The organism is Streptomyces sp. PL-29 (assembly GCF_058344425.1).
In genome coordinates, this window is the sequence record NZ_CP136996.1 from 4,606,376 (window position 1) to 4,630,332 (window position 23,957).

The following is a 23,957-nucleotide window of genomic DNA, read 5'->3' on the forward strand; positions in this document are numbered from 1 at the left end:
GGGCTCCGGTACGAGTGATGAGGGGACGCCCCTGTCCGGTCCCGCCTCGGGGCGGCCGGACCGGACAGGGGAGCGGGCGGACGGTGTGCGGAACGCGGCGGGGCGGCGTCAGGGCGCGCGGCGGTCGCGGGCGCCGAGGCCCTCGTCGTCGGAGTCCGTCCACAGGGTGCTGTCGTAGGGGGTGTCCGGGACCGTCACCATCCGGGACGGTTCCGGCGGAGCCGGTGCGGGCTTCCGCCGGGCGGCCGCGGCCTGCTGCTCCAGCCGCTCGACCTTGCGCGTCAGCTCGTCCAGGTTGCGTCGTACAGCGGTCAGGTCGTCGTGCAGGGACATGATTTGCCCTCATTTCCGCCAGGGTGCGGTGGCAACGCTCATGTGCGCCTGCGAGTGTCGCGCTTCGCGTCCCCCCTTGTGAAGGGACGTGCAGCGATTGCGGGCGCGCAGGCGTGAACTGTGCGCCCCTCCCTGCCACCCATTCTCTTCCCCCGTCCGGGGGAACGCCCCCCACGCCGTGCCGACGGGATTGGTCCGCACGGGTGGGGTTCGCGGCGTGGCGAGAGGCGGCTGCGGAGGGCGCGCAGTGCCGTCGATTTCAGTGGATTCCGGCAACCGGTGTGATCAGCTCCATATACCGCCGAACGTGATCACGCTTCCCCCAAGCCCCGCCCCGGAGGTACCACCCATGTCCCAGAGAAGGCGCAGGTCCTTGGCGCTCCTGACCTCGGGAGTCCTCGCACTGCCGCTGCTCACGGGCTGCGGCGCGGGTGACGACGAGGGCGGCCCGGCCGCCGCAGGGCAGGACATCGCGACGACCACCCGCGACAAGGTCGCCGACGGGGGCGTGCTGCGGTGGGCGGTGGACGCCCTCCCGGACACCCTCAACGCCTTCCAGGCCGACGCGGACGCCGCCACGAGCAGGATCGCGGGTGCCGTGCTGCCGCACCTTTTCGTGCTGGACGCCAAGGGGCGACCGGTGGCCAATCCCGACTACCTGGAGAAGGCCGAGGTCATCGAGCGGGAGCCCAAGCAGGTCGTCCTGTACAAGCTGAACCAGCAGGCCGTGTGGAGCGACGGGCGGGAGATCGGCGCACCCGACTTCGTGGCCCAGTGGCGCGCCCTGAACGGCAAGGACTCGGCCTACTGGACGGCGCGCAACGCCGGCTACGAACGCATCGAGAAGATCGAGAGGGGCAAGACCGACCTGGAGGTCAGGGTCACCTTCGGCAAGCCGTACGCCGACTGGCGCTCGCTGTTCTCGCCGCTCTACCCCAAGCAGGTCATGGGCACCCCGGACGCTTTCAACGAGGGTGCCCGCGGCGCGCTCAAGGCCACCGCCGGCCCCTTCGGGCTCGGGGCGATCGACAAGAAGACCGGGACCGTCGCCCTGACCCGCAACCCACGCTGGTGGGGGAAGCAGGCCAAGCTGGACACGCTGGTCCTGACGGCGGTGCCCCGGGCCGGCCGCCCCGCGGCGCTGGCTGCCGGGAAGCTCGATCTGGCGGAGATCGACCGTTCGGGGGCCGACCGCATCGCCCTGGCCCACCGGGACGCCTCCGGCAAGGGCGGCGCCGGTGCGGGCGGGGCCCCGGCGCACGGTCCGGGCGCGGCGATGACCCCGGCGCAGGCCACGCTGTCGTGGGCGACCGCCTTCGGTACGGACGAGGAGAAGGCGGAGCAGGAGCAGGAGAACCGCGCCAAGCACGCCGAGTCGGTGAAGCGGTACGCGGACGAGCAGAAGGGCCTGCGAGGCTTCACGGTCCGCAAGTCCCTGGAGCCGGCCTACACGCAGCTGGCGATGAACGGGGCGTCCGGCCCGCTGGCAGACGAACGGGTGCGCCGGGCGGTGGCCCGCGCCCTGGACCGCCAGGCGCTGGCCGACCTCGTGCTGGGACCGCTCGGCCTGCCCGCGAAGCCGGTCGGCAGCCACGTGGCCCTGGCCGGGCAGCAGGCGTACGCCGACAACAGCGACGCCCTCGGCGGCCAGGACGCCAAGGCGGCCCAGGCCCTCCTCGCCGACGCCGGCTGGCGCCGCGGCGGCAAGATCACCGAGCCGGCCGGTGCCAAGGCGGGCCCGGAGAGCGCCCCGCAGGACGACGGCAAGACGCCCGCGGGCCCGGGCACCGGGAACGACGGCCTCTACATCGTGGGCCAGGACGACGGGGCCAACGGAGACCGGCCGCAGGCCGCCGGCGCCGACACCACCGCGGCCGGAGACGACCGGGACCGTGTCTCGCCGGTGCTGGCCCCCGCCCCCTTCGGCGCCCAGCAGCAGGCCTCCCTCCTGGCCCAGGCGGCCCACGCCCGCTCCGTGGCCGACGACGGCAAGCGCAGCCCGGCCCGGGACGGCGACGCGGCCGACCCGGCCAAGGGCTCGCCGGCCCCGGCCAAGCAGGCCACCCGCACCTCGGGCAACATGCTCGCCAAGGACGGCAAGGCGCTCACCCTGCGCTTCGTCCTCCCGGCCGGCCCCGGCTCGGAGTCCCTGCGCACGGTCGGCGAGCGGATCTCCGAGACGCTCCGCAAGCTCGGGGTGAACACCGAGACGACCAAGGTGGCCGACGACAGCTTCTTCAAGGACCACATCGCATCGGGCCAGTACGACCTGGCCCTGTACTCCTGGCCGGCCACGGCCTTCCCCGCCACCGACGCCCGGCCGATCTTCGCCAAGCCGGAGCCGGCGGCGGACGGCTCGCTCCTCGTCGAGCAGAACTACACGAGGGTCGGCACCGACCACATCGACCAGTTGTTCGACCAGGCTCTCGGGGAGCTGGACGAGGCGCGGTCCCGCGAGCTGGTGCGCAAGGCCGACGCCCGGATCTGGGCGGCGGCCGGATCCATCCCGCTCTTCCAGCGCCCGGAGCTGGTGGCCGTCAGGCCCGGCCTCGTCAACGCCGGCGCCTTCGGCCTCGGAGCCCCCCGCTACCAGGACATCGGCTGGAAGAAGGCGCCGACCGCCAAGGACAAGAAGAAGTAGCCCTGGCGAAGATGTGGTGACAAAGCGGTTCCTGTCAGGTTGACCCGCGGGGCGCAACCTCAGATGTGACTCAAGTCCCTTGCCCGCCGGAACTCCGGCGGGCAAGGTCGTGGATACCCGTTGACCCGCATGATTTCCGGCAGGAACGGCGGTCCGGGCACCCCACCTCGCGCTCGGCCGTGCTCATTCCTCCGGCCTCTTGACAGACCCCCCGGCAGGCGGTTCCCGCCATTCGACGTACCATGGGGTAAGGCCGTGGCAGGTTTTCGCCCGGTCGAGGCGCGCGTGCCAGGCCGTACGTGACGCCATCCACGATCCCGGGAGAAGCGCCGAAGTGCCCACGCGCCACGACATCCGTAACGTCGCCATCGTCGCCCACGTCGACCATGGCAAGACGACCATCGTCGACGCCATGCTCAAGCAGGCCGGTGCCTTCGCCGCCCACCAGCAGCTCGACGACCGCATGATGGACTCGAACGACCTGGAGCGTGAGAAGGGCATCACGATCCTCGCCAAGAACACGGCGGTGAAGTATCACCCCAAGGACGGCGGGGCCCCGATCACGATCAACATCATCGACACCCCCGGCCACGCCGACTTCGGTGGCGAGGTCGAGCGCGGTCTGTCGATGGTCGACGCCGTCGTCCTCCTGGTGGACGCCTCGGAGGGTCCGCTGCCGCAGACCCGCTTCGTCCTGCGCAAGGCCCTCCAGGCCCGGATGCCCGTCATCCTCTGCATCAACAAGACGGACCGCCCGGACTCCCGGATCGACGAGGTCGTCAACGAGACCTACGACCTGTTCCTGGACCTGGACGCCGACGAGGACCAGATCGAGTTCCCGATCGTCTACGCCTGCGGCCGTGACGGCATCGCCTCGCTGACCAAGCCGGAGGACGGCACCGTCCCCGCCGACAGCGAGAACCTGGAGCCGTTCTTCTCCACGATCCTGGAGCACGTCCCGGCCCCGACGTACGACGAGGAAGCCCCGCTCCAGGCGCACGTCACCAACCTCGACGCCGACAACTTCCTCGGCCGCATCGCGCTGCTGCGCGTCGAGCAGGGCGAGCTGCGCAAGGGCCAGACGGTCGCGTGGATCAAGCGCGACGGCACCATCTCCAACGTCCGCATCACCGAGCTGATGATGACCGAGGCGCTGACCCGCAAGCCGGCCGAGGTCGCCGGTCCCGGTGACATCTGCGCCGTCGCCGGTATCCCCGACATCATGATCGGCGAGACCCTGGCCGACCCGGAGAACCCGATCGCGCTGCCGCTGATCACGGTGGACGAGCCGGCCATCTCCATGGTCATCGGCACCAACACCTCCCCGCTGGTCGGCCGCGGCGGCACGGGCAAGGGCGCGGACGCCAAGTCCGCCGTCAAGGACCGCAAGGTCACCGCCCGCCAGGTCAAGGACCGCCTGGACCGCGAGCTGATCGGCAACGTCTCGCTGCGCGTGCTCGACACCGACCGTCCGGACGCCTGGGAGGTCCAGGGCCGCGGTGAGCTCGCGCTGGCGATCCTCGTCGAGCAGATGCGCCGCGAGGGCTTCGAGCTGACCATCGGCAAGCCGCAGGTCGTCACCCGCGAGATCGACGGCAAGGTGCACGAGCCGGTCGAGCGCATGACGATCGACGTGCCCGAGGAGCACATGGGCGCCGTCACGCAGCTCATGGGTGTCCGCAAGGGCCGCATGGACAACATGTCGAACCACGGCTCCGGCTGGGTCCGCATGGAGTTCGTCGTTCCGTCCCGTGGCCTCATCGGCTTCCGTACGGAGTTCCTGACGCAGACCCGCGGCACCGGCATCGGCCACTCCATCCACGAGGGTCACGAGCCGTGGTTCGGCCAGCTGGTCACCCGTAACAACGGCTCCCTGGTCGCCGACCGCGCCGGTGCGGTCACCGCGTTCGCGATGACCAACCTCCAGGAGCGCGGCGTGCTGTTCACCGACCCCGGCACCGAGGTGTACGAGGGCATGATCGTCGGCGAGAACTCGCGCTCCGACGACATGGACGTGAACATCACCAAGGAGAAGAAGCTCACCAACATGCGCTCCTCCTCCGCCGACACCTTCGAGGCGATCGTCCCGCCGCGCAAGCTCTCCCTGGAGCAGTCCCTGGAGTTCTGCCGCGACGACGAGTGCGTCGAGGTGACCCCGGAGGCCGTGCGCATCCGCAAGGTCGTGCTGGACCAGAAGGAGCGCTCGCGCACCGCGTCGCGGGCCAAGTCCGCCAAGTAACAACCGCGTTCAGGCGGCCGGTCCCGGGGTTTGCCCGGGTGCGGGCCGCGCCTGCCGCGGCCGGCCGTCAGGGCCGGGACAAGCAGCAGCCCCTCCCCTCACGGACTCCGTGAGGGGAGGGGCTGTTCGCTTACGTCAAGCGGATTTTTGTGTTCACGTGTCCGCATACCGACCGTGACACTCCGGATGATGAGCCAACCGTCCGTTTCGCACGTGTCTGTCTCCTATCCGTTTGTCCGGATTTCGGGTTTCTGCCGCGGATCGATGTTGTGAAAACGAGACCACTTAAGTGTGGTTTACGGCCTGGCCGTACTTGAGGATGGCTCCATTGAGCTCGGGTCAATGGGTCACGCGATGTGGGGATCGCGCCGACTCACGAGCACACTATGGGCAGGAAACCACTCGCCGTCAGGGGTGTCGGCGAGGTTTTCATGCCCCTCAAGTCGATCAGTGGACTCATGAGGAGGAAACCCATGCGCGGTGCGAAGAGCGCCAAGTGGGTCGTGGGCGCGGTTGTCGTCGCCCTGGCCGCTACCGCCTGTGGCGGCGGTGACGGTGACAGCAAGGACAAGGGCAGCGCTGCCGGCGGCGGTACGTTCCGCCTGGGCAGCACGGAGCCGGACACCATCGACCCGGGGCGCGCCCACGAGTCCACGGGCATCCTGCTGTCGAACGCCCTGTTCACCGGCCTGTACGGGAACACCCCCGACGGTCTGGCCGAGCCGCTGCTCGCCGAGTCGGCGACCTCGGACGAGGCTTGCACCTCGTGGACCTTCAAGATCAAGCCGGACACCAAGTTCTCCAACGGCGAGGTCGTGGACGCCGAGGCGTTCGCCCGCGGTTGGGCGCGTTCCGCGCACAAGGCCGCCGCGTCCGACGTGGCGTACCACTTCGCCGGCATCAAGGGCTACGCGGAGCTGCAGGACGGCTCGGCCAAGACCTTCTCCGGTGTGACCACCCCGGACCCGCACACCCTCAAGGTGGACCTGGAGAAGGCGGACTGCGAGTTCGTCCTGAAGACGGCCCACACCGCCTACAGCCCGGTCCCGAAGGCCGCCAAGGTCGGCGAAGAGGACAAGGCGTTCGGCGAGGCCCCCATCGGCAACGGTCCGTTCAAGATGGACGGCAGCTGGGAGCACAACAAGGCCATCAACCTCGTCCGCAACGACGACTACGGCCTGGAGAAGGCGAAGCTGGACAAGGTCCAGGTCACCCTCCTCAACGACAAGACCGCGCAGCAGCTCGAGTACGACGGCTTCCAGGCCGGCACGTTCGACTACGCGCACATCCCGACGCCGATGCTGAAGACGGCCGAGGCGAAGTTCAAGCCGCAGAACAAGTGGTTCGCCAAGGACACCAGCGGCATGAACTTCGTTCTGCCGATCGGTGACAACGGCCCGACCAACAACAAGGACGCCCGTCTGGCGATCTCCTACGCGATCGACCGTCAGGCCATCGCCAAGGGTGTCTTCCAGGGCTTCCAGACCCCGTCGACGACCATCGTGCCGCCGTCGTTCCCGAAGGCGTACCAGAAGGACCTGTGCACCTCCTGCCTCAAGCAGGACGTGGCCAAGGCCAAGGAGCACGCCGAGAAGGGCGGCCTGAAGCCGGGTACGGAGATCAAGTTCTCCTTCAACACCGGTGCGGGCCACGAAGAGTGGGTCCAGGCCATCGCGCGTCAGCTCGAGGACGTCCTCGGCGTGAAGGTCAAGCTGGACGGCAAGGACTTCCCGGGCATGCTCAAGGAGCAGCAGGGTTCCGGCGCCACCGGCGTCTACCGCTTCGCGTGGGGCGCGGACTACCCGACCCCGGAGAACTTCCTGTTCCCGCTGCTGCACTCGTCCTCGATGTCGAAGGACGCGGACGGCAACGTGACCGGTGACAACCGCGTCCGTTACAACAACCCCGAGTTCGACAAGCTGATCGACACGGCCCGCGCCACCAAGGACGAGGCCGCGCGCATCGCGATGTACAAGCAGGCCGAGAAGATGGCCATGGACGACATGGCCCTCATCCCGACCTTCAACCGTTCCCAGTTCCGCCTGATGGCGACCGACAAGTTCAACGGTCTGGACGACATCAACTTCAACGAGGACCCGATCCTCGAGAAGATCTCGCTCAAGAAGTAATCGGTTCGGACGGTATATCCGTCGGGAGCGAACGTGCCGCGGCCCCCGGGTGACCGGTGGGCCGCGGCCCCGCTCGGCAGGCCGTTTTTACTTCGGCACCCCTCACATCCGCGGGCAATCCCCGCCGGCCGAGAGCCGGCCCGTATACCGGGCCGGAGGCCGCTGCTCCCAGAAGCGGCCAGGTAGAGAGGCACAAACATGGGAAGGTACGTCGCCCGTCGCCTCGGGCAGATGGTCGTGGTCCTCATAGGCGCGACCATGGTTCTGTTCGCTTGTCTGTTCGTTCTCCCCGGTGACCCCGTGGGCTCGATCGCAGGCAGCGACAAGGCACGCGACCCAGCGGTGGTCGCGGAGCTCAAGGCGCGGTACGGGCTCGACAAGTCGCTGCCCGAGCAGTATGTGAACTACGTGTCGAAGGTCGCGACCGGAGACCTCGGCGAGGACTTCATCCAGCGCCGCGAGGTGTCCGAGATCCTCGGCCCCAAGCTGGCGAACACCGCGAAGCTGGCCTTCCTGGCCATCGCCCTCGTGACGGTGTTCGGTATGGGCGTCGGCATCATTGCCGCCCTGTATAGATACAGCATCTTGGACATGGCCACGACATTCTTTACGACCATGGCGGTGGGCTTCCCCACGTTCGTGATCGGCATGCTGCTCATGAAGTGGTTCGCGGTCGAACTCCAGTGGTTCCCGCAGCTCGGTGGAGACAAGCTCGAAGGCATGATCCTCCCCGCGATCACCCTCGCCATCACCGACGTCGCGTTCGTCGCCCGCCTCACCCGCGGCACGATGCTCGAGGTGCTGCGCGCCGACTACGTGAAGACCGCCGTGGCCAAGGGACTTCCGCGCCGCCGCGTGCTCTTCAAGCACGTGCTCCGCAATTCCTCCATCCCGGTCGTCACCTACCTGGGCATCTCGTTCGGCGCACTTCTCGGTGGCGCGCTCATCACCGAGGCGATCTTCAACTGGGACGGTGTCGGTCTGGCACTGGTCCAGGCGATCCAGCAGCAGAACAACCCGATCGTGATCGGTGTGGTGACCTACAGCGTCGCCATCTTCGTCGTCCTCAGCCTCATCGTGGACCTGCTGTACGCGGCCCTCGACCCGCGTATCCGCCTCAGCTGACCGCCCCCAAGGAGGATTTCCTCATGTCTGAGCTCGTCAAGAGCCCGGCGATCGGGGACGAGAGCCCCGTGCCGGCCACCCCGGCCGCCCCCGAAGCAACCCCCAAGCAGCTCACCCAGTGGGGCGAGATCCGCCACCGCTTCGTCCAGAACAAGCTGGCCGTCGTCGGTCTCGTGATCATCTGCCTGCTGTTCATCACCGCGATCTTCGGCAACATGTTCACGCCGTTCGACCCCGGTGCGCAGGACCTGGAGAACACCCTCGCGTCGCCCAACGGCACGCACTGGATGGGCACCGACGCCCTGGGCCGCGACATGTTCTCGCGCCTCATCGCCGGTACCCGTGTGGCCATGTTCGTCGGCCTCGCCTCGATCTTCTTCGCCGTGCTGATCGGTGTCACCCTCGGCGCCATCGCCGGCTACTTCGCCGGCTTCGCCGACACCCTCGTCATGCGCGTCGCGGACGTCTTCCTCGCGTTCCCGCTGATGATCGGCGCCGTCGTCATCATCCTCGTCACCGGTCGCGGCATCACCCCGGTGATCATCTCGCTCGCGGTCTTCTCGTGGGCGACCGTCTCCCGACTGCTGCGCAGCTCGATCCTGTCGGTGCGCGAGATGGACTACGTCCACGCGGCCAAGGCGCTCGGCGCCAGCGGCGGCCGGATCGTCCGCACCCACATCCTGCCCAACTCGCTGACCCCGGTCCTGGTCTACGCGACGTTCAACGTCGGTACCACGATCATCGGTGTCGCGGCGCTCTCGTTCCTCGGCGCCGGTGTCCCGGTCGACGTGCCGGAGTGGGGCAACATGCTGGCGGCCGGGCAGGCCTTCATCGGGGTCCACGACTACCTGTGGCTGTACCCGAGCCTCTTCGTCGTCGTCACCGTGCTCGGCTTCGCCTTCGTCGGCGACGGCCTGCGCGACGCGCTCGACCCGAAGCTGCGGTAGGGCCGCCCGATGCTCCGAGACAACATCAGCAAGCAGGACGAAGGTGGCGGCGTGACGACGTCGGAGATTCTCAGCGTTGCGGAGACGGGCGGCGGGTCCGCAACGCCGCTGCTGGAGGTGGACAACCTCCAGGTCGAGTTCAAGACCCGTGACGGGGTCGCCAAGGCCGTCAACGGCGTGAGCTACAGCGTCAGCGCCGGCGAGACCCTCGCCGTGCTCGGCGAGTCGGGCTCCGGCAAGTCCGTCACCGCGCAGGCGATCATGGGCATCCTCGACAGCCCGCCCGGGCGCGTCGCGGGCGGCGAGGTGCGCTTCCACGGCAGGGACATCCTCAAGATGTCCGACGAGGAGCGCCGCAAGCTCCGCGGCGACAAGATGGCGATGATCTTCCAGGACGCGCTGTCCTCCCTGAACCCGGTCTACTCGGTGGGCGACCAGCTCGGCGAGATGTTCCGGGTCCACCGCGGCATGTCCAAGAAGGACTCGAAGGCCAAGGCCATCGAGCTCATGGACCGCGTGAAGATCCCCGCCGCGAAGGCGCGCGTGGGCGACTACCCGCACCAGTTCTCCGGCGGTATGCGCCAGCGCATCATGATCGCCATGGCGCTGGCCCTGGAGCCGGACCTGATCATCGCCGACGAGCCCACCACGGCTCTCGACGTGACCGTCCAGGCCCAGGTCATGGACCTGCTCGCGGAGCTCCAGCGCGAGATGAACATGGGTCTGATCCTGATCACCCACGACCTCGGCGTGGTCGCCGACGTCGCGGACAAGATCGCGGTCATGTACGCCGGCCGGATCGTCGAGACCGCTCCGGTCCACGAGATCTACAAGCGCCCCTCGCACCCGTACACCCGGGGTCTGCTGGACTCGATCCCGCGCCTGGACCAGAAGGGCCAGGAGCTGTACGCGATCAAGGGCCTGCCGCCCAACCTGCTCCGCATCCCGACGGGCTGTGCCTTCAGCCCCCGGTGCCCCAAGGCGCAGGACATCTGCCGTACGGAGATCCCGGTCCTGCACCCGGTCACCGAGCAGGACGGCACCGAACTGCCCGGCCGCGGGAGCGCGTGCCACTTCTGGAAGGACCAGATCCATGGCTGAGCTCAGCAAGACGAACACCGAGCGCGAGCCGATCCTCCAGGTCCGCAACCTGGTCAAGCACTTCCCGCTCACCCAGGGCATCCTGTTCAAGAAGCAGGTCGGCGCGGTCAAGGCCGTCGACGGCGTGTCCTTCGACCTGTACCAGGGCGAGACCCTGGGCATCGTGGGCGAGTCCGGCTGCGGCAAGTCCACCGTCGCCAAGCTCCTGATGAACCTGGAGCGCGCCACCGCGGGCGAGGTCTTCTACAAGGGCCAGGACATCACCAAGCTGTCCGGGCGCGCGCTGAAGGCCGTCCGCCGCAACATCCAGATGGTGTTCCAGGACCCGTACACCTCGCTGAACCCGCGCATGACGGTCGGCGACATCATCGGGGAGACCTTCGAGATCCACCCCGAGGTGGCCCCGAAGGGCGACCGGCGCCGCAAGGTCCAGGAGCTCCTGGACGTCGTGGGCCTGAACCCGGAGTACATCAACCGGTACCCGCACCAGTTCTCCGGCGGTCAGCGCCAGCGCATCGGCATCGCCCGCGGCCTCGCGCTCAACCCGGAGATCATCATCTGCGACGAGCCGGTGTCCGCGCTCGACGTGTCGGTGCAGGCGCAGGTCATCAACCTGATGGAGAAGCTCCAGGACGAGTTCAACCTGTCCTACATCTTCATCGCGCACGACCTGTCGATCGTCCGGCACATCTCCGACCGGGTCGGCGTCATGTACCTCGGCAAGATGGCCGAGATCGGCACCGACGCGCAGATCTACGACCACCCGACGCACCCCTACACCCAGGCGCTGCTGTCGGCGGTCCCGGTCCCGGACCCGGAGGTCCGCGAGTCCCGCGAGCGCATCATCCTCACCGGTGACGTCCCGTCCCCGGCCAACCCGCCGTCGGGCTGCCGCTTCCGCACCCGCTGCTGGAAGGCCCAGGACAAGTGCTCCACCGAGGAGCCGCTGCTGGCGATCCCGGAGCGCTTCAAGGGCGTCGACAGCCTGGCGGCGCACGAGTCCGCGTGCCACTTCGCCGAGGAGAAGGCCATTCTGGCCGTCTGACGCACCCGCTCGACCCCACGGCCGGCCCCCGGCGCCTCACGGCGCCGGGGGCCGGCCCTTTTGCGTGCGCCGCGGGGCGCTGCCGTCCCGGAGAACGGGGCGCGGGACACCCGCCCGTCCCTGGGCGGGGGCCGGGCCGTACGCAGGGAAGGCGCCCTCCTCGCGGGACGGGTGCCTTCCGCGTGCGGCGCGGGGGTCCCACGTCCCGGCGGCCCGTCCCATTGCCGCTGCGGGCCCGTCCCGGGGCGGGCGGGACGGGCGGGACGGGGCCGCTGGCCTGGGAGTGTTTGCCACGGCGGGACACCGTCCGCCACCCCCCCACTCGACACGGGAGCCGCTTTGAAGACGTACGCCCGCAGATTCGCCACCGCCGGTTCGGCGCTGGTGCTGGCCGCGTCGGGCCTGTTCATGGCCTCGACCCCGGCGTCCGCCGCGACGTCCTGCCTGGGTAGCACCTGCACCGGCAAGGACCCGGCCACCACCACCTGCCAGAACGACGCCAAGACCGTCGCGAGCTCCATCCTCGGCACCGAGCTGCGCTACAGCCCGTCCTGCCGGGCCGCGTGGGCGCGTTACCCGGGCGGCACCAACTGGGTGCACACCATCAAGGTCGAGAACTCCCAGGGCAACGCCTACAGTGCCCGCTTCAACGGCGGCGGCGGTGGCGCGGTCTGGACGCGCATGGTGAACGACAAGGACATCGTCGCCCGCGCCTGCGCCACCGACGATGGCGGCTACGCCTGCTCCAGCTGGTACTAGAGGCTGTCCGACCCTGATCCGTCGGACACCCCCTAGGGCGTCCCGCCCTCGCCCGCCCCACCCCAACACCCGCCCACGGAGTTCTCCTTGAGCATCATCGTCCGCAAACTCGCCACCACCGGCTCGGTCCTGGCCCTGGCCGCCTCCGGTCTGCTGTTCGCCTCCACGCCGGCGTCCGCCGCGACGTCCTGCCTCGGTAGCACCTGCACCGGCAAGGACCCGGCCACCACCACCTGCCAGAACGACGCCAAGACCGTGTACTGGGACGGCTGGCTCAACGTGGAACTGCGCTACAGCCCCAGCTGCCGTGCCGCATGGGCCCGTTGGCAGGGCGCCGGGGGTACGACGGAGCCCCTGAAGATCCAGATCGAGAACAACCAGGGCGCCACCTACTCCGTCTCCACGACCGGCGCCTCTGTCTACACCCGCATGGTGAACGACAAGGATGTCCTGGCCCGCGCTGCCGGCTTCAAGAACGGCGGCTCCCAGTACTCCTACACCGCCTGGTACTAGGCCGTGAATCCCCTCCTGCGCAGGCTCGCCACCACCGCGTCCGCATGCGCCCTCGCCGCGTCGGGCCTGCTGATGGCCTCGACCCCGGCGTCCGCCGCGACGTCCTGCCTCGGCAGCACCTGCACCGGCAAGGACCCCTCCACCACCACCTGCCAGAACGACGCCCGCACGGTGAAGACCGCGAGCTGGGGCGTGGAACTGCGCTACAGCCCCTCCTGCAGGGCCGCCTGGGCCCGCAAGACATCCGGCGCCTCCTTCGACACCGACATCAAGGTCGCCAACTCTCGGGGCGCCTCGTACACGACGTACTACGGCGGCAACGGCACGGTGTTCACCCGGATGGTCGACGACCTGGACATCACCGCCCAAGCCTGCGAGCAGCGCGCGTTCGGCTACTCCTGCACCGACTGGTACTGACAGCGAAGGAACTCCACATGAACCCGGTCGCAGGACCGCGTCCCCACCGCCGTGCCCTGCTCAAGGGCGGTCTCGCCCTCGGTGCGGCCGCGGCGTTCCCCCTCGGCGGTGCCGGCCTGGCCCGGGCCGCCGCCGGGCCGGCGATCGCCGGCTGTTCCGCCTGGGGCGCCCGCCCGTCGGCCGGCCCCGTCAAGATCCTCGCCGTACCGCCGCAGAAGATCATCGTGCACCACACGGCGACGCCGAACGTCACCGACCCAGGACAGGCCCAGGCGTTCGCCCTCGCCCGGTCCATGCAGAACTGGGCCATGGACACGAACCACTGGATCGACACCGGCCAGCACTTCACCGTCAGCCGCGGCGCCCACGTCATGGAGGGCCGACACAACAGCCTGGCCGCGCTCCAAGACGGCGCCCACACCGTCGAGGCGGCCCACTGCGCCGGCCAGAACACCGTGGCCATCGGCATCGAGAACGAGGGCACCTACACCACCGTCGAGCCCGGCAGCAGCCAGTACGCGGCGCTGGTCGAACTGTGCGCGCACATCTGCCGCCAGTACGGACTGCGGGCCTACCAGATCTACGGGCACCGGGACTTCAACGCCACCGCCTGCCCGGGGGACCGGCTGTACGCGATGCTGCCCAGGCTGCGCCGCGACGTCGCAGCCCGCATCGGAGGCGACGCCACCGCCCCCGTGTGGCCGCTGCTGCGGATCGGCGAGTCGGGCGACCGGGTGCGGGCGCTGCAGCACCTGCTCGTCGGTCGGGGCGCGGCGATCACCCCTGACGGGGCGTTCGGGCCGGCCACCGAGAAGGCCGTGCGCGACTTCCAGACCCTTGTGACCGCGACCGCCGACGGGTACGCGGGCAACCAGACCTGGCACCAGCTCGTCGCCCCCGTCCGCCGGGGCGACGGAGGCGAGGCGGTGAAGGCCGTACAGCTCCTCCTCACCGCGCGCGGCGTCCCGACCGGCGTCGACGGCGCCTTCGGGCCCGGGACGGGGGCAGCGGTGACCGTCTTCCAGAACACCGCCGGCCTTCCCGCGGACGGCGTCGCGGACGCCCGCACCTTCAGCCGGCTGCTCGGCTGACCCCCGTAAGCCCGGCCCCCTCACCCCCCACCGACAGGAGAAGTGCACCGTCATGCCGTCGACCACCCGGCCACCGGCCTCCCCACGCTCCCGGACGCCCGCCACCCGCTGGGCGGTCCTCCTCGCCGCCGTCGTATCGCTGCTGATCGGCCTGGGGGCACCCGCCCACGCGCTGCCCGGCGCCTTCGTCCCGACACAGAGCAAGGGCAATCGCGGCTCGGACGTCGTCGCTCTCCAGTACCTCCTGGGCGCGCAGGGCAAGAACCTCACGGCGGACGGGGTGTTCGGTGTCGGCACCGACACCGCCGTACGGGAGTTCCAGAGGGCGAAAGGCCTGGACGTCGACGGCGTCGTCGGCCCCAGCACCTGGCAGGCCCTGGCCGTCACCGTTCGCGAGGGCGACAGCGGGGAGGCGGTCAAGGCCGTCCAGTACCTGCTCAACGCCAAGCGCGGCGCCGGCCTGACGGTCGACGGCGCCTTCGGCCCCGGCACCGCCGCGGCCGTCCGCACCTTCCAGGGCCACGCCGGCCTCGGCGCCGACGGCATCGTCGGTCAGGGCACGTGGACCAACCTGCTCTGGCATTACGAGTACGCCGACTACACCGCGGGCACCCTGTGCAACCAGAGCCCCGACGGCAACACCTCCGCTGATTGGGGCACGGCCGCCGCCGTAGCCCAGCTCGAAGCAGCGGCCCGGACGTTCGCAGCCACCGGCAACGGCAAGCTGCCGGTCGGTGACATCGCCTTCGAGCACGGCGGGTCCATCAACGGTCACGCCAGCCACCAGGTGGGCCTCGACGCCGACCTCTGGCCGGCCCGTACGGACTCGGCGCAGTGCACCGGTTCCCGCATCACCTGGGAGTCCGCCTCCTACGACCGCGCCGCGACGCGCGAGCTGGTCAAGGCGCTGCGTGCGGCCGCCCCCGGACACGTCAAGTTCGTCTACTTCAACGACCCCCAGCTGATCGCCGAGGGACTGACGGTCCAGTACCCGAACCACGACAACCACGTGCACATCCGCTACTGCGAACCGGTCCACCCGAACAGCAACTACCAGTGCTGAAGCCGCAGTCCGAGATCCCCACAGAAGCAGAAGCAGAAGCAGAGGAAGAGGAAGAGGAAGAGGAACACGCAATGAGAAGACTCCCGGGCATGGCAGCCGCACTATTCGCCACCCTGCTGGCCGCCCTCGTGGCAGGCCTGCTCACCGCCCCCGTCGCGCAGGCCGCCGACTGGCCCCTGGTCCGCAAGGGCGCCACCGGTGCCCAGGTCACGACGATCCAGCACCTGCTGACCGCCCGCGGCCACAGCACCGGCGCCGACGGTGACTTCGGCGACGGCACCGAGGCCAAGGTGAAGGCGTTCCAGAGCGCGAACGGCCTGTCGCCGGTGGACGGCATCGTCGGTGGCGACACCTGGTCCAGGCTGATCGTCACGGTCGGCAAGGGAGCGAACGGCCCGGCCGTCAAGGCGGCCCAGGTCCAGCTCAACCGCTATGGATACGGACTGGCCGTGGACGGCGCCTTCGGTGACGGCACCGACGCCAAGGTGAAGAGCTTCCAGTCCTCCAAGGGCCTGGACGCCGACGGCATCATCGGCCCCGATACCTGGCAGGCTCTGGTCACCGGCTCCTCCGGCAGCGGCGGTGGTACCAGCACCGTGCTGACCCACTCCCAGGCTGCCGCGATCTTCAACGGTGCGGGCATCGGCTGGACCTCGTCGGGCAACTGCTCCAACCGCAACAGCACCAGCTGCACCTCCTTCGACGGTCTGCGCCGCGCCTCGGCCGACGGTGCGGTCGCCCTGCGCCGTGCCTCCAACTGCGCGCTGACCATCACCGGCGGCTCGGAGACCGGCCACGCGGGTGGCACGTACAGCCACTGGAACGGTTACAAGCTCGACTTCAGCCCCACCGGCTGCCTGAGCAACTACATCACCGCCACCTTCCCGCGCACCGGCACCCGCGGGGACGGCGCGGCGCTCTACACGGCGCCCTCGGGCAACATCTACGCCCGCGAGAGCAGCCACTGGGACGTGACCTTCCTCAACTGAGCAACTGGCTGAATAGTGCACGGATTTATGGGGCATCCGAGTCCGACTCGGGTGCCCCGGCCGTCGTTTCCAGAGGCGATGTACCCTCCCCGTTCAGTACGCAGTATTGGATCAGCAGGGGACCGAGGTACGCCAGATGGTGGTCGACAAGGGGGGCGACGGCGGCTCGCCGCCGTTCAGAGACCAGCTCGCGGAGGCAATGCGCGGGATGAAGGAGGAAGCCAGGTTCAGTTACGGCAAGCTGGCCGAAAAGACCCACTACAGCCGTTCCTCCTGGGAGAGGTTCCTCAACGGCAAACAGCTGCCGACCACGGTCGCCGTCGAGGAGTTCGCGGCCGCCACGGGAGCCGACGCCGACGTCCTGCTCGCGCTGCTGGCGAAGGCCACCGCGTACGAGGAGTTCCGCGCGGCCCGGCAGCAGCAGGCGGCGGCCCCGCACCCGGCGCCGGAACACGCCGCGCGGCCCGCGTCCACGCCCAGGTCCTCGGTGCCGGCGACCACGACCGGGCCGGCGAACGTGCCCGCGACCGCCCAGGCGCCGCAGGCCTCCTCGGCCCGCCCCCCGCGGCTACGGGAGTGGAGGAGCCATGCCCGGACGGCGGCGCTCGTCGTCGCCGGGGCCCTGGTGGGCAGCATCGCCACCGTTGTCATCGGCGGTGGTCCCGGCGGCGGCGCGGCCGCCGACTCCAGCCGGGCCGGCGCCCAGCCCTCCGGATCCGCGGCCGGAGCACAGGCGTCGTCGCCGAGGCCTCCTGCCTGCTCCGCGGACACCTGTCTGCGGCGCGAGCCCCAGGCGATGGACTGCCACTGGGACGGCACCACGGTCCGGGAGACGTGGCTGCGCGGGCTGAAGATCCAGCTCCGCTACAGCGCCGCCTGCCGGGCCGTCTGGGGCCGGATCGAGAACGGGACGGTGGGGGACTCCGTCACGATCAAGGACAAGGGCGGCCGGGAGGAGTCGGCCACGATCCGCGTGGACAACGACACCTACACCCGGATGCTGGCCGTCAGCGCCGACGCACCACCCGACTCGGTGATCATCTGCGGTCAGATACCCCGGTACCAGGAATCCGAGTGCTCGCCCCTCGGGTCGGTCCTGCCCTGACCTGTTGCGCACACCGGTTGCGACCCCGGGATCCCGGGCCCGAGAGTGACGCGGGCACCGTCACCGTCCGGCCCGCCGGTCCCGGGGACGCCATCGACAACCGGGCTGCGCCCAACGCCGTGGACATGATCGAGATCGGCCGTCCCGAAACCGACCTCGGCACCGCAGAGTCCGACCTCGACGCCTGCGCCGTGGACCTGGACACCTGCGCCACGGCTTCGCCGCCCACGCGGCGCGCGGCCGCGACACCATTGGCCTCGGCGTGGACACCCGCAACGCCACCGGCGCACGCGCGCTCTCCGAGGCGCACGGCACGGCCCTGCACCACGGCGTCGGCGCGGCGGAGCCGGCTTTGCACCCCCAGGGGTGACAGGGGCGGGACGCGCCGGTGCAATCGGTCCAACCGTGCGTGTGCGACACCCCTCATAGGGTGACATTGGCCCCTAAGTGAGTCTTGGGAGCCATAGGAGGCACTCCATGCGCGGAGCCACCCACGCCAAATGGGCCGCATGTGCGGTGGCCGTCGCCCTCGCGGCGACGGCCTGCGGCGGCGGGAGCGACAGCGGCGGAGGCGGCGAGGCGGGAATCATCAGCTCGTCGTGGGGTGACCCGCAGAACCCGCTGGAGCCCGCCAACACCAACGAGGTGCAGGGCGGCAAGGTCCTCGACATGCTCTTCCGCGGCCTCAAGCGCTACGACCCCAAGACCGGCGAGGCCAAGAACATGCTCGCCGAGTCCATCCAGACGACGGACAGCCGGAACTTCACCGTCACGCTGAAGGACGGCTGGACGTTCAGCAACGACGAGCCGGTCACCGCGCAGTCCTTCGTGGACGCCTGGAACTACGGCGCGGACGTGCGCAACAAGCAGAACAACTCGCCGTTCTTCTCCGACATCGTCGGCTACGACGACGTGCACCCGGCGTCCGGGGAGCCCAAGGCCACGACGATGTCCGGACTGGTGGTCAAGGACCCCAGGACCTTCACCGTCGCCCTCAAGGACACGTTCTCCACCTGGCCGGAGACCCTCGGCTACCAGGCCTTCTCCCCGCTGCCCAAGGCCTTCTTCACCGACCGCGCCGGCTGGCTGGACAAGCCGATCGGCAACGGCCCGTACACGGTGGACTCGTACACCAAGGGCACCGGCATGAAGCTGCGGACGTGGGACGGCTACCCCGGTGAGGACAAGGCGCAGAACGGCGGCGTGGATCTGAAGGTCTACACCGACAACAACACCGCCTACACCGACCTGATCTCCGGCAACCTCGACCTCGTCGACGACGTCCCCGCACAGCAGCTGAAGAACGTCAAGAACGACCTCGGCGACCGGTACATCAACCAGCCGGCCCTCATCATCCAGACGCTCACCTTCCCGCTGTACGACCCGCAGTGGAACAAGCCGGGCATGGAGAAGGTCCGCCAGGGCATCTCGCGGGCCATCAACCGGGACGAGATCACCCGGCAGATCTTCCGGGAGACCCGGACCCCCGCCAAGGACTGGACCTCACCCGCCCTCGGCGAGAAGGGCGGCTTCTCCGCCACGGCCTGCGGCGACGCCTGCGTCTACGACCCGGCCGAGGCCAAGAAGCTCATCCAGGAGGGCGGCGGGCTCCCCGGCGGCAAGGTCACGCTGACCTCCAACGTGGACACCGGATCGCACCGGGACTGGATGGACGCCGTGTGCAACAGCGTCAACAACGCGCTGGGGGAGGGCCCGGTCTGTACGGTCAACCCGGTCGGCACCTTCGCCGACTTCCGCAACCAGCAGAGCAGCTACCGGCTGACCGGCCCCTTCCGCTCCGGCTGGCAAGCCGACTACCCGCTGATCCAGAACTTCCTGCAGCCGCTCTACTACACCGGCGCCTCCTCCAACTACGGGAAGTTCAGCAACAAGGAGTTCGACGCCCTCGTCGACCAGGCGAACCGGGAGAACGACCCGGCCAAGGCGATCGCCAGCTTCCAGGAGTCGGAGAAGATCCTCGCCGAGCAGATGCCGTCCGTCCCGCTCTGGTACCAGAACGGCAGCGCCGGCTACTCCGAGCGCCTTGAGGACGTGGCCCTCAACCAGTTCAGCGTCCCGGTCTACGACCAGATCAAGGTGAACTGACCCCCACCCGGATCCCGGGCCCCCGCCCCGCGGGGGCCCGCCGCGCCCCGCCAACAGCATGGAGCACTCCATGGGACGTTATGTGATCCGGCGGCTGCTCCAGATGATCCCGGTGTTCATCGGCAGCACGTTCCTGATCTTCTTCATGGTGTACGCGCTCGGTGACCCGGTCGCGGCCCTCTTCGGTGACAAGGCCCCCGACCCCGCCACCGCCGCACGCATCCGCAAGGACCTCTACCTCGACCAGCCCCTGTGGAAGCAGTACCTCCACTACATGGGCCAGATCTTCCAGGGCGACTTCGGCACCGCCTTCAACGGACAGTCCGTCACCGAGCTGATGGCCAGCGCCTTCCCCGTCACCCTGCGCCTGACCCTCGTCGCGATCTTCTTCGAGATCGTCATCGGCATCACCCTCGGCGTGGTCAGCGGACTGCGCCGAGGCAAGACCGTCGACACCTCCGTGCTGGTGCTCACCCTCGTGGTCATCTCGGTGCCCACCTTCGTCACCGGCTACCTGCTCCAGTACCTCTTCGGCGTCAAATGGGGCTGGGTGAGGCCCACCGTCTCCCCGGACGCACCGCTGAACGAGCTGATCCTGCCCGGCATCGTCCTCGCGCTGGTCTCCCTCGCCTACGTCACGCGCCTGTCCCGCACCTCCATCGCCGAGAACGTCAGGGCCGACTACGTACGCACCGCCACCGCCAAGGGCCTGCCCCGCAGCCGGGTCGTCACCCGCCACCTGCTGCGCAACTCCCTGATCCCGGTCGTCACCTTCATCGGGACCGACATCGGTGCCCTGATGGGCGGCGCCATCGTCACCGAGCGGATCTTCAACATCCACGGTGTCGGATACCAGCTCTACCAGGGCATCCTGCGCAACAACTCGCCCACGGTCGTCGGCTTCGTGACCATCCTCGTCATCGTCTTCCTGCTGGCGAACCTGCTCGTCGACCTGCTCTACGCGGTCCTGGACCCGAGGATCCGTTATGCCTGATCCCGAGCGCCCCGAACCCGGCGGCTACGACCCGGTGGGCCCCCGCCCGAAGGAGGCGGTCGCGCCCACCGGCCAGGGGGGACCCATGGATCTCGCACTGGACGAGGCCGAGAGCGTCGAAGGCATCGAGAAGAACGCCGGACCGGGCGCCGCCGGCCCCGGCGAGCGGGCCCGCTCCCTGTGGTCCGACGCCTGGCACCAGCTGCGCCGCAATCCCGTCTTCGTCATCTCGGCAGCTCTGATCCTCTTCCTCGTCGTCATCTCGATCTGGCCGCAGCTCATCGCGAGCGGCGACCCCCTGCAGTGCGACCTCTCCAAGTCCCAACAGGGCTCCGCCCCCGGCCACCCCTTCGGCTACGACACCCAGGGCTGCGACGTCTACACCCGCACCGTCTACGGAGCCCGCGCCTCCATCACCGTGGGCGTCTGCGCCACCCTCGGCGCCGCCCTGCTCGGCTCCGCCCTCGGCGGCCTCGCCGGCTTCTTCGGCGGCTGGGGGGACTCCCTGCTCTCCCGGGTTGCCGACATCTTCTTCGGCATCCCGGTCGTCCTCGGCGGGCTGGTCTTCCTGTCGGTCGTCACCAGTACCACCGTCTGGCCCGTGGTCGGATTCATCGTGCTGCTGGGCTGGCCGCAGATCGCCCGCATCGCCCGCGGCTCGGTGATCACCGCCAAGCAGAACGACTACGTCCAGGCCGCCAGGGCCCTGGGCGCCGGGAACGCCCGGATGCTGCTGCGGCACGTGGCGCCCAACGCCGTCGCGCCCGTCATCGTCGTCGCCACGATCGCGCTCGGCACGTACATCGCCCTGGAGGCGACCCTGTCCTTCCTCGGCGTCGGCCTGCGCCCGCCCACGGTCTCCTGGGGCATCGACATCTCCAATGCGGCCTCGCAGATCCGCAACGCCCCGCACATGCTGCTGTGGCCCGCGGGCGCGCTGAGCATCACGGTGCTCGCCTTCATCATGCTCGGCGACGCGGTGCGCGACGCCCTCGACCCCAAGCTGCGCTGAGGAGTGCCGCACATGCTGCTGGAAGTCCGCGACCTGCACGTGGAATTCACGACGCGCGACGGAGTCGCGAAGGCGGTCAACGGCGTCGACTACGCGGTGGACGAGGGCGAGACCCTGGCCGTGCTCGGCGAGTCCGGGTCCGGCAAGTCCGTGACCGCCCAGGCGGTGATGGGGATCCTGGACGTTCCGCCGGGCCGTGTCGCCGGCGGGGAGATCCTGTTCAAGGGCCGCGACCTGCTGAAGATGAAGGAGGACGAGCGGCGCAGGATCCGCGGCGCCGAGATGGCGATGATCTTCCAGGACGCGCTGTCCTCCCTGAACCCGGTGCTGACCGTCGGCAAGCAGCTCGGCGAGATGTACGAGGTCCACCGGGGGATGTCCCGCAAGGACGCCCGGGCCAAGGCGGTCGAGCTGATGGACCGGGTCAGGATCCCGGCGGCGGGACAACGGGTGGGGGACTACCCGCACCAGTTCTCCGGCGGTATGCGCCAGCGCATCATGATCGCCATGGCGCTGGCCCTGGAGCCCTCGCTGATCATCGCCGACGAGCCGACGACGGCCCTGGACGTCACCGTCCAGGCCCAGGTGATGGACCTGCTGGCCGAGCTCCAGCGGGAGCTCAACATGGGTCTGATCCTGATCACCCACGACCTCGGCGTGGTCGCCGACGTCGCGGACAAGATCGCGGTCATGTACGCGGGCCGGATCGTGGAGGCGGCGCCCGTCCACGAGATCTACCGGTCGCCGGCGCACCCGTACACCCGGGGTCTGCTGGACTCGATCCCGCGCCTGGACCAGAAGGGCCAGGAGCTGTACGCGATCAAGGGCCTGCCGCCCAACCTGCTCCGCATCCCGCGCGGCTGCGCCTTCAACCCGCGCTGCCCGATGGCCCAGGAGGTCTGCCGCAGTGACGTCCCGCCGCTGTACCCGGTGACGGAGTCGCCCGTGGCCAGGGCCAGCGCCTGCCACTTCTGGAAGGAGTGCCTCCATGGCTGAGTCCCTCCTCGAAGTGACGGACCTGGTCAAGCACTACCCGCTGACCCAGGGCATCCTGTTCAAGAAGCAGGTGGGCGCGGTCAAGGCGGTCGACGGGGTCTCCTTCGGACTGCGGGCCGGTGAGACCCTGGGCATCGTGGGAGAGTCCGGCTGCGGCAAGTCCACCGTCGCCAAGATGCTGGTCAACCTGGAACGGCCGACCGCGGGTTCGATCGCGTACAAGGGCGAGGACATCAGCCGGCTCTCGGGTCGCGCGCTGAAGGCCGTCCGCCGCAACATCCAGATGGTGTTCCAGGACCCGTACACCTCGCTGAACCCGCGCATGACGGTCGGCGACATCATCGGGGAGCCGTACGAGATCCACCCCGAGGTGGCCCCGAAGGGCGACCGGCGCCGCAAGGTCCAGGAGCTCCTGGACGTCGTGGGCCTGAACCCGGAGTACATCAACCGGTACCCGCACCAGTTCTCCGGCGGTCAGCGCCAGCGCATCGGCATCGCCCGCGGCCTGGCCCTCCGGCCCGAGGTGATCGTCGCCGACGAGCCGGTCTCCGCCCTGGACGTCTCCGTCCAGGCGCAGGTCGTCAACCTGCTGGAGAAGCTCCAGGACGAATTCAACCTGTCCTATGTCTTCATCGCGCACGACCTCTCGATCGTCCGACACATCTCCGACCGGGTCGGCGTCATGTACCTCGGCCGGATCGTGGAGATCGGCTCCGACAGCCAGATCTACGAGCACCCGACCCACCCGTACACGCAGGCGCTGCTTTCGGCCGTGCCGGTGCCGGACCCGCAGGCCCGCGCCCACCGCGAGCGCATCATCCTCACCGGTGACGTCCCGTCGCCGGCCAACCCGCCGTCGGGCTGTCGCTTCCGCACCCGCTGCTGGAAGGCCCAGGACCGCTGCACGGTGGAGGTCCCGCTGCTCGCCGTTCCGGAGGTGTTCGCCTCCGGACCGGCGGCGCACCCTTCGGCGTGCCACTTCGCGGCGGAGAAGCGGGTGGTCCCGGGCCTGCCGCCGGACGAGCGCGACGCACCGGGGGGACAGGCCGCGGGCTGAGACGGTTTACCCACCGACCGACGATTTCCGGCCACCCCTCGCGTGCTGCCGCGGGAGCAGCCGCCTTTCTCCAAGGCGGTTTACCTGCGGGCAACTTGACCGTTTCTGCCCCGAGATCTGGGGCATGCAGCCTGGGTGTTGTGCGGCCGTGCGGGTGCCGACAGCCGGCCGGGGGGCGCAGTCGTTCCCCGGCCGGCCTCTCCGTGACCCCGGCCGTGCGCGGCATGCGCCCCTCGTGCTGCCGGATTTCGATCGATGCGCTGGCACGGATAGTTATGATCCGTAGCGCACGGTG

General features: G+C 69.6%; 20 protein-coding genes. 19 read left to right on the plus strand and 1 reads right to left on the minus strand.

Going from position 1 to position 23,957, the window contains the following annotated elements:
* Positions 1-108: 108 nt before the first annotated feature.
* Positions 109-333: an Rv0250c family protein gene (locus tag R4Z63_RS21380; protein ID WP_037919491.1), complete on the minus strand. Its 225-nt coding sequence runs from the start codon at positions 331-333 to the stop codon at positions 109-111.
* Between the two features lie 349 nt (positions 334-682).
* Here R4Z63_RS21380 and R4Z63_RS21385 point away from each other — a divergent pair, with 349 nt between their 5' ends.
* From R4Z63_RS21385 to R4Z63_RS21475, 19 genes are all read left to right on the plus strand, one after another.
* Positions 683-2,974 (plus strand): ABC transporter family substrate-binding protein, encoded by a 2,292-nt coding sequence (locus tag R4Z63_RS21385; protein ID WP_037919493.1) that lies wholly within the window; start codon positions 683-685, stop codon positions 2,972-2,974.
* Between the two features lie 334 nt (positions 2,975-3,308).
* The gene (gene typA, locus R4Z63_RS21390; protein ID WP_037919495.1) at positions 3,309-5,213 is read left to right on the plus strand and encodes a translational GTPase TypA; all 1,905 of its coding nucleotides are present in this window, start codon (positions 3,309-3,311) and stop codon (positions 5,211-5,213) included.
* 473 nt (positions 5,214-5,686) lie between these two features.
* Complete coding sequence (locus tag R4Z63_RS21395) at positions 5,687-7,342, plus strand: peptide ABC transporter substrate-binding protein (protein WP_384452959.1); 1,656 nt, start codon at positions 5,687-5,689, stop codon at positions 7,340-7,342.
* A 198-nt stretch (positions 7,343-7,540) separates the two neighbouring features.
* Positions 7,541-8,467, plus strand: a complete 927-nt coding sequence (locus R4Z63_RS21400) for an ABC transporter permease (RefSeq protein ID WP_037919497.1) — start codon at positions 7,541-7,543, stop codon at positions 8,465-8,467.
* Between the two features lie 23 nt (positions 8,468-8,490).
* Entirely contained in the window at positions 8,491-9,414 is a 924-nt protein-coding gene (locus R4Z63_RS21405) for an ABC transporter permease (RefSeq protein ID WP_384452955.1), read from the plus strand.
* Positions 9,415-9,423: 9 nt separating this feature from the next.
* Positions 9,424-10,515, plus strand: coding sequence for an ABC transporter ATP-binding protein (locus tag R4Z63_RS21410; protein ID WP_078556152.1), 1,092 nt, complete (start codon positions 9,424-9,426; stop codon positions 10,513-10,515).
* On the plus strand, positions 10,508-11,560 hold the full coding sequence (locus R4Z63_RS21415) for an ABC transporter ATP-binding protein (protein ID WP_037919501.1): 1,053 nt from the start codon (positions 10,508-10,510) through the stop codon (positions 11,558-11,560). The genes R4Z63_RS21410 and R4Z63_RS21415 overlap by 8 nt, the downstream gene beginning before the upstream one ends.
* A 339-nt stretch (positions 11,561-11,899) precedes the next feature.
* Positions 11,900-12,319, plus strand: a complete 420-nt coding sequence (locus R4Z63_RS21420; protein ID WP_384454318.1) for a DUF2690 domain-containing protein — start codon at positions 11,900-11,902, stop codon at positions 12,317-12,319.
* Positions 12,320-12,406: 87 nt separating this feature from the next.
* The gene (locus R4Z63_RS21425; RefSeq protein WP_384454321.1) at positions 12,407-12,832 is read left to right on the plus strand and encodes a DUF2690 domain-containing protein; all 426 of its coding nucleotides are present in this window, start codon (positions 12,407-12,409) and stop codon (positions 12,830-12,832) included.
* A gap of 3 nt (positions 12,833-12,835) precedes the next feature.
* Positions 12,836-13,249, plus strand: a complete 414-nt coding sequence (locus tag R4Z63_RS21430) for a DUF2690 domain-containing protein (protein WP_384454324.1) — start codon at positions 12,836-12,838, stop codon at positions 13,247-13,249.
* Between the two features lie 17 nt (positions 13,250-13,266).
* Positions 13,267-14,340: a peptidoglycan recognition protein family protein gene (locus tag R4Z63_RS21435; RefSeq protein WP_384454327.1), complete on the plus strand. Its 1,074-nt coding sequence runs from the start codon at positions 13,267-13,269 to the stop codon at positions 14,338-14,340.
* Positions 14,341-14,392: 52 nt separating this feature from the next.
* Positions 14,393-15,403 carry a peptidoglycan-binding domain-containing protein gene (locus tag R4Z63_RS21440; protein ID WP_384454330.1) on the plus strand — a complete coding sequence of 337 codons (1,011 nt, stop codon included), beginning with the start codon at positions 14,393-14,395 and terminating at the stop codon, positions 15,401-15,403.
* 89 nt (positions 15,404-15,492) lie between these two features.
* Positions 15,493-16,392 carry a peptidoglycan-binding domain-containing protein gene (locus R4Z63_RS21445; protein ID WP_384454333.1) on the plus strand — a complete coding sequence of 300 codons (900 nt, stop codon included), beginning with the start codon at positions 15,493-15,495 and terminating at the stop codon, positions 16,390-16,392.
* Positions 16,393-16,528: 136 nt separating this feature from the next.
* Positions 16,529-17,497, plus strand: a complete 969-nt coding sequence (locus R4Z63_RS21450; RefSeq protein WP_384454336.1) for a DUF2690 domain-containing protein — start codon at positions 16,529-16,531, stop codon at positions 17,495-17,497.
* Positions 17,498-17,974: 477 nt separating this feature from the next.
* Positions 17,975-19,603: a peptide ABC transporter substrate-binding protein gene (locus R4Z63_RS21455; RefSeq protein WP_037919503.1), complete on the plus strand. Its 1,629-nt coding sequence runs from the start codon at positions 17,975-17,977 to the stop codon at positions 19,601-19,603.
* Between the two features lie 70 nt (positions 19,604-19,673).
* The gene (locus tag R4Z63_RS21460) at positions 19,674-20,597 is read left to right on the plus strand and encodes an ABC transporter permease (protein WP_037919505.1); all 924 of its coding nucleotides are present in this window, start codon (positions 19,674-19,676) and stop codon (positions 20,595-20,597) included.
* Positions 20,598-20,682: 85 nt separating this feature from the next.
* Entirely contained in the window at positions 20,683-21,609 is a 927-nt protein-coding gene (locus tag R4Z63_RS21465; protein WP_172671296.1) for an ABC transporter permease, read from the plus strand.
* Between the two features lie 12 nt (positions 21,610-21,621).
* The gene (locus tag R4Z63_RS21470; protein ID WP_384454340.1) at positions 21,622-22,605 is read left to right on the plus strand and encodes an ABC transporter ATP-binding protein; all 984 of its coding nucleotides are present in this window, start codon (positions 21,622-21,624) and stop codon (positions 22,603-22,605) included.
* Positions 22,598-23,662: an ABC transporter ATP-binding protein gene (locus R4Z63_RS21475; RefSeq protein ID WP_384454343.1), complete on the plus strand. Its 1,065-nt coding sequence runs from the start codon at positions 22,598-22,600 to the stop codon at positions 23,660-23,662. Before R4Z63_RS21470 ends, R4Z63_RS21475 begins: the two co-directional genes overlap by 8 nt.
* Positions 23,663-23,957 lie beyond the last annotated feature (295 nt).

Coding starts and splice junctions, on each gene's coding strand:
- R4Z63_RS21440 (WP_384454330.1), top strand. CDS start 14,393: ATGCCGTCGACCACCCGGCCACCGGCCTCCCCACGCTCCCGGACGCCC.
- R4Z63_RS21445 (WP_384454333.1), top strand. CDS start 15,493: ATGGCAGCCGCACTATTCGCCACCCTGCTGGCCGCCCTCGTGGCAGGC.
- R4Z63_RS21435 (WP_384454327.1), top strand. CDS start 13,267: ATGAACCCGGTCGCAGGACCGCGTCCCCACCGCCGTGCCCTGCTCAAG.
- R4Z63_RS21450 (WP_384454336.1), top strand. CDS start 16,529: ATGGTGGTCGACAAGGGGGGCGACGGCGGCTCGCCGCCGTTCAGAGAC.
- R4Z63_RS21410 (WP_078556152.1), top strand. CDS start 9,424: ATGCTCCGAGACAACATCAGCAAGCAGGACGAAGGTGGCGGCGTGACG.
- R4Z63_RS21455 (WP_037919503.1), top strand. CDS start 17,975: ATGCGCGGAGCCACCCACGCCAAATGGGCCGCATGTGCGGTGGCCGTC.
- R4Z63_RS21385 (WP_037919493.1), top strand. CDS start 683: ATGTCCCAGAGAAGGCGCAGGTCCTTGGCGCTCCTGACCTCGGGAGTC.
- R4Z63_RS21465 (WP_172671296.1), top strand. CDS start 20,683: ATGGATCTCGCACTGGACGAGGCCGAGAGCGTCGAAGGCATCGAGAAG.
- R4Z63_RS21395 (WP_384452959.1), top strand. CDS start 5,687: ATGCGCGGTGCGAAGAGCGCCAAGTGGGTCGTGGGCGCGGTTGTCGTC.
- R4Z63_RS21470 (WP_384454340.1), top strand. CDS start 21,622: ATGCTGCTGGAAGTCCGCGACCTGCACGTGGAATTCACGACGCGCGAC.
- R4Z63_RS21415 (WP_037919501.1), top strand. CDS start 10,508: ATGGCTGAGCTCAGCAAGACGAACACCGAGCGCGAGCCGATCCTCCAG.
- R4Z63_RS21460 (WP_037919505.1), top strand. CDS start 19,674: ATGGGACGTTATGTGATCCGGCGGCTGCTCCAGATGATCCCGGTGTTC.
- R4Z63_RS21475 (WP_384454343.1), top strand. CDS start 22,598: ATGGCTGAGTCCCTCCTCGAAGTGACGGACCTGGTCAAGCACTACCCG.
- R4Z63_RS21380 (WP_037919491.1), bottom strand. CDS start 333: ATGTCCCTGCACGACGACCTGACCGCTGTACGACGCAACCTGGACGAG.
- R4Z63_RS21400 (WP_037919497.1), top strand. CDS start 7,541: ATGGGAAGGTACGTCGCCCGTCGCCTCGGGCAGATGGTCGTGGTCCTC.
- R4Z63_RS21405 (WP_384452955.1), top strand. CDS start 8,491: ATGTCTGAGCTCGTCAAGAGCCCGGCGATCGGGGACGAGAGCCCCGTG.